The organism is Inquilinus limosus MP06 (genome assembly GCF_000767795.1).
Taxonomy (GTDB): Bacteria; Pseudomonadota; Alphaproteobacteria; order DSM-16000; family Inquilinaceae; genus Inquilinus; species Inquilinus limosus_E.
This window is the reverse complement of the sequence record NZ_JANX01000499.1, coordinates 1-4797: the sequence shown is the minus strand read 5'-3', so window position 1 is coordinate 4797 and position 4797 is coordinate 1. Positions and strand designations below refer to the sequence as shown.

The window sequence follows — 4797 nt, the reverse complement described above, 5'->3', positions numbered from 1 at the left end:
GTGCTGCCCAGCTTCCTGGCGCCGCTCGACCGCGCCATTCCGATGGTCGCCACCGCCGATATCGGCCGCCTCGCCGCCGAGGCCCTGCGCCAGGACTGGGCCGGGCGGCGCGTGATCGCGCTGCAGGGACCGGCCAGCTACTCGCCGAACGACGTCGCCGCGGCCTTCGCCCGGGCGCTCGGCCGGCCGGTGGAGGCGCTCGCCGTACCGGAGGCGGGCTGGGCCGAAGCCCTGTCCCATGGCGGCTTCTCGCGCCGCACCATCGCCGGCTTCGCCGAGATGATGCGGAGCGTCAACAGCGGCCATGTCGATTTCGGCAGCGACCCGGCGGCCGAGCCGCGCCGCGGCCGCGAGCCGATCGACACCGTCGTCGCCGCCCTGGTGAAAGCCGCGGCCTGAAGGCGGGGGCGAGGGGCCGCAGCCCCTCGCCCGCCGTCTACTTCAGCTTCTCCAGGTCGACAGCGGCGGCGTAGCTCTGCTTCGCCTCGGCCGGCGCGTCGCCGGTGACGGTGACCAGGACGCGGTTGTCGACCAGCATCTGGATCTCGCCCTGCTCGTTCAGCACCGCCTGCTGGCCGTCGACCTTGACCAGCTTGCCCGTCATCGCCGCCATCGCCGGGTTGGCGTAGAGCCCGGCCATCTGCGCCACCAGCGGCGAATCCACCATCACCTGGATGCGAACCTGCTGGCCATCGGCATTGGTGTAGCCGCGCTCGGCCTGCGCGCCGCCGCCGAACATCGCCGCGGCGGTCGAATCGCCCGACGCCTCCTCCGCCGTCCAGCCGTCGAGCGGCGCCGGCAGAGCCTTGGCCAGTTGCTCCGCCGCCATCTGGCCGAGCAGAGTGGCCGCCAGGTCGGCCGCCTTCTTGGCCCGGCCGTAATCGCCGCTGCTGTAGGCCGATTCCGCCTGGTCGAGCGCGTCATGGATGTCGTCGGCCAGGGCCGGCCGGACGGCCCAGCCGGCGAGCGCCACCAGAATCGGCACGATGATATACTTCATGTCCTACCCCTCGGATGCCGCGGCCGGACGATCCGGCCGCGCCCCTGCATCCAGGCCGGGATCGTAGCGGCCCCGGCGGGCCCGCCAGTGACCGCGCGCACAGACGAGAATATCGCGAGCCCTGCGCCGCACGAATTCCTGTATCCATTCGTCCGGTCTTTTCGTCGCGGCATTATCGGCGCAGGCTGGACTCCTGCCGCCAGATAAGAACGCCCGCCCAGAAGACCCGACCATGTTCCGCTTCTTCGAAGCCCGCGTGCTGCCGACCGCCACGGGCATGCCCGGCCAGCCGCCGGGCAGTCTGCTGCGGTTCTACTGGTTCTTCCTGAGGCAGGTGCGCGGATACTACATCGCCCTGCTCGGCGCCGGGCTGACCGTGGCGCTGCTGGACGCGCTGATCCCGGTCTTCATCGGCCGGGTGGTCACCCTGCTCAGCACCGTGACGCCCGAGGCCCTGTTCGCCGACCACTGGCACCTGCTGGCCGGCATGGCGGCGGTGCTGCTGGTGTGCCGCCCCGCCGCGCTGTTCCTGCAGGCGCTGATCACCAACCAGATCATCGCTTCGGGCTTCACCAACCTGATCCGGTGGCAGAGCCACTGGCACGTGGTGCGGCAGAGCTGGACCTTCTTCCAGAACGACTTCGCCGGCCGCATCGCCAACCGGGTGATGCAGACCGGCGTGGCGCTGCGCGACAGCACGGTGATGTCGATCCAGGCGGTCTGGTACCTGACCGTCTACGGCACCAGCGCCCTGGTGCTGCTGGCCAGCGCCGATCTGTGGCTGGCGCTGCCGACCATCGGCTGGTTCGCGGTCTACATCCTCCTCCTCACCTATTTCGTGCCGCGGCTGAAGCAGCGCTCGGTCGAGATGTCGGAGGCGCGGTCGCTGCTGACCGGCCGGATCGTCGACAGCTACACCAACATCCTGACCGTGAAGCTGTTCGCCCGGGCGAAGGAGGAGGACGACTACGTCCGCGAGGCGGTGGACGGCCACACCGTGATCTTCCGCAGCCAGCTGCGGCTGATCACCCTGTTCAACCTGTGCTTGTCGACCACCAACGCCCTGCTGGTGGTGTCGACCGCGACCATCGCCATCCTGCTGTGGCGCCAGGGGCTGGTGGCGCTGGGCGCCGTCGCCATGGTGCTGCCGCTGACCTGGCAGATCGTCAACATGGCCGGCTGGGTGGCGCAGCAGGTGACCACGATCTTCGAGAATATCGGCGTGGTGCAGGAGGGCATGATCTCGATCGCCAAGCCGCTGCGGCTGGTCGACAAGCCGGACGCCAAGCGGCTGGTGGTGACGAAGGGTGCCATCCGCTTCGACCATGTCAGCTTCAACTACGGCCGGCCGGGCGGGGTGATCGAGGCCCTGAACCTGGACATCCGGCCGGGCGAGAAGATCGGACTGGTCGGCCGCTCCGGCGCCGGCAAATCGACCCTGGTCAACCTGCTGCTGCGCTTCTTCGACCTGGAGCGCGGCCGCATCCTGATCGACGGCCAGGACATCGCCGGGGTGACGCAGGAAAGCCTGCGCGAGCAGATCTCGGTGGTCACCCAGGACACATCGCTGCTGCACCGGTCGATCTTCGAGAACCTGAATTACGGCCGGCCGAGCGCGACCGAGGCCGAGGTGGTGGCCGCGGCCAAGCAGGTCCATGCCCACGACTTCATCCTGGATGTCGAGGACTGGCGCGGCCGGCGCGGCTACGAGGCCCATGTCGGCGAGCGCGGGGTCAAGCTGTCCGGCGGCCAGCGCCAGCGCGTGGCGATCGCCCGGGTGGTGCTGAAGAACGCGCCGATCCTGATCCTGGACGAAGCGACCTCGGCGCTCGATTCCGAGGTCGAGGCGGCGATCCAGGAGCAGTTCGAGGACCTGATGGAGGGCAAGACGGTGATCGCCATCGCCCACCGCCTGTCGACCATCGCCCGGATGGACCGGCTGGTGATCCTGGAGCGCGGCCGCATCGTCGAGATCGGCAGCCATGACGAGCTGCTGCAGGCCAACGGCCACTACGCCTCGCTGTGGCGCCGCCAGTCCGGCGGCTTCCTCGGCGAGGAGGAGCAGGCGGCGGAGTAGGTCCCGATCAGGCCGCTTCGGTGATGTCGAGGCGGACCGTCAGCCCCGCCTTGCCCGCGAGGTTGATCAGGGCGCCCAGGCTGAAATTGCTGATCCGGCCGCGCAGGAGATCGTTCAGGCGGGGCTGCGTGATCTGGAGCCGCCGGGTGGCCTCGGCCTGGGTGACGTTCCAGCCCTGCACCTGCTGACGAAGGGCGATCAGCAGATCCGACCGCATCGTCATGTTCGCGGCCTCGGCCGGGGTGTCCTCCAGCGCGTCCCAGACATTGTCGAAGCTCTGACGTTCCATGGTGGCCTCGTCAAACCGGAAGGTGCGGTCCCGTTCTTGTCATTGCCGGGCTTGACGCGGCAATCCAGAAGATGTCGACGCTCTCTGGATGCCCGGGTCAAGCCCGGGCATGACACAGCGGAGAGGCTGCCGCCCTACTTCGCCGCCGCCGCCTCCGCCTTCGGCAGCACCTCGACCGTCGCGGTCATGCCGGAGGCCAGGAGGACGCCGTCCGGGACCTTGTCGATGGCGATCCGGACCGGGATGCGCTGGGCCAGCCGGACCCAGCTGAAGGTCGGGTTCACGTCGACGATCTGGTAGTAGGAGTTCAGCGACACCTCGCGGTCCGAGATCGCCCGGTCGATGCTGGCGACATGGCCCTGCAGCGGCGTCGACACGCCCATCAGCCGGATCTCGACCTTGTCGTCCGGGTGGATGCGCGGGATCTTCGTCTCCTCGAAATATCCCCGGACGTGGAAGCTGTCGGCGTCGACGATCGCCATCACCTGCTTGCCCGCCGTGGCATAGGCGCCCTGCCGCAGGATCAGGGTGGAGACGAAGCCGTTGACCGGCGACCGGATCGTCGTCCGCTCCAGGTCCAGCTTCGCCGAATCCAGCGCCGCCTGGTCCTGCTCCACCGCCGCGCGGGCCGCGCGGGCCGCCGATTCCGCCTGCTGCTGCGCCTCGATCGAGATGGCGTTGCTGCCAAGCTTGGCCCGGCGGGCGGCATCCGCCTCCAGCTGCTCGGTCTGCGCAACCTGGCTGTCCAGCGCGGCCTGCGCCCGCTGCACCGCCAGGGCGTAGCGGTCGGGGTCGATCACCAGCAGCACGTCGCCCTTCTTCACCGCCTGGTTGTTGACCACCGGCAGGCTGACGATGATGCCGGAGACGTCGGGCGCCACCTGCACGATCTCCGCCGCCACCCGGGCGTCCCGGGTCCAGGGGCTGTCGATGTAGTACTGCCAGAGCAGGATGCCGGCGACGACGGCGCCGGCCGCCACGACCAGGGTGATGATGACGCGGAGGGCGAGGGCTGCGTATTTCATGGTCTTCTTCCCCTCACATCGTCAGCGCGACGAGGGCGGTCAGGATGATCAGGAGCAGGGACAGGTCGAACAGGGCCGGATGCCAGATCCAGCGATAGGCGCCGACGCGGCCGAGCACGAAGCGCAGCACGCCGGTGAGGAGCAGCGCCACCACCAGGTAGCCGAGCATCGGCGACAGGTAGACGCCGGCGAGGTCGATTTCCTTAATCATGGCGTCGGCACGATCAGGTCGCGGATGAGGGCCGGGCCGTCGGCCTGCGGCATGGCGAAGAACTCGGACTGGTAGGACAGGGTCACCCAGATCGCGGTGACCGAGACCAGGGCGGCGACGGGTGTTGCGGTCGGTGTCGAGGCCCTGCAGCACCTCGCCGGCGCGGGCCAGGGCGGCCATCGCGTCGGGCCCGCT

7 protein-coding genes are annotated in these 4797 nt (G+C 69.4%); 2 read left to right on the top strand and 5 right to left on the bottom strand.

All coding sequences use genetic code 11. From position 1 onward, the window contains the following. Nucleotides 1–399 (top strand): Rossmann-fold NAD(P)-binding domain-containing protein (locus tag P409_RS39295; RefSeq protein ID WP_034845662.1); only part of this gene is annotated, 399 nt, incomplete at its 5' end. Nucleotides 400–436: 37 nt separating this feature from the next. Here P409_RS39295 and P409_RS36465 read toward each other — a convergent pair. Continuing rightward, the gene (locus tag P409_RS36465; protein ID WP_052121445.1) at nt 437–1000 is read right to left on the bottom strand and encodes a hypothetical protein; all 564 of its coding nucleotides are present in this window, start codon (nt 998–1000) and stop codon (nt 437–439) included. A 232-nt stretch (nt 1001–1232) separates the two neighbouring features. Between P409_RS36465 and P409_RS26915 the strand changes: the two genes are divergently transcribed. Beyond that, nucleotides 1233–3077 carry an ABC transporter ATP-binding protein gene (locus P409_RS26915; RefSeq protein ID WP_034845660.1) on the top strand — a complete coding sequence of 615 codons (1845 nt, stop codon included), beginning with the start codon at nt 1233–1235 and terminating at the stop codon, nt 3075–3077. A 7-nt stretch (nt 3078–3084) separates the two neighbouring features. Here P409_RS26915 and P409_RS26910 read toward each other — a convergent pair whose 3' ends face one another. The 4 genes from P409_RS26910 to P409_RS40950 form a co-directional block, all read right to left on the bottom strand. Next, nucleotides 3085–3366: a helix-turn-helix domain-containing protein gene (locus P409_RS26910; protein WP_034845658.1), complete on the bottom strand. Its 282-nt coding sequence runs from the start codon at nt 3364–3366 to the stop codon at nt 3085–3087. A 134-nt stretch (nt 3367–3500) separates the two neighbouring features. Next, nucleotides 3501–4391 (bottom strand): efflux RND transporter periplasmic adaptor subunit, encoded by an 891-nt coding sequence (locus tag P409_RS26905; RefSeq protein ID WP_034845656.1) that lies wholly within the window; start codon nt 4389–4391, stop codon nt 3501–3503. Nucleotides 4392–4404: 13 nt separating this feature from the next. Further along, a complete protein-coding gene (locus tag P409_RS26900) occupies nt 4405–4602 on the bottom strand; it encodes a DUF1656 domain-containing protein (protein WP_034845654.1) in 198 nt (65 codons plus the stop codon). Beyond that, nucleotides 4599–4797: hypothetical protein (locus P409_RS40950; protein ID WP_034845653.1), on the bottom strand; the 199-nt coding region annotated here is incomplete at its 5' end. The genes P409_RS40950 and P409_RS26900, both read right to left, overlap by 4 nt.

What these genes read in the sequence shown, in the direction of transcription:
- P409_RS36465 (WP_052121445.1), bottom strand. Translation starts at nt 1,000, where the DNA reads ATGAAGTATATCATCGTGCCGATTCTGGTGGCGCTCGCCGGCTGGGCC.
- P409_RS26915 (WP_034845660.1), top strand. Translation starts at nt 1,233, where the DNA reads ATGTTCCGCTTCTTCGAAGCCCGCGTGCTGCCGACCGCCACGGGCATG.
- P409_RS26910 (WP_034845658.1), bottom strand. Translation starts at nt 3,366, where the DNA reads ATGGAACGTCAGAGCTTCGACAATGTCTGGGACGCGCTGGAGGACACC.
- P409_RS26905 (WP_034845656.1), bottom strand. Translation starts at nt 4,391, where the DNA reads ATGAAATACGCAGCCCTCGCCCTCCGCGTCATCATCACCCTGGTCGTG.
- P409_RS26900 (WP_034845654.1), bottom strand. Translation starts at nt 4,602, where the DNA reads ATGATTAAGGAAATCGACCTCGCCGGCGTCTACCTGTCGCCGATGCTC.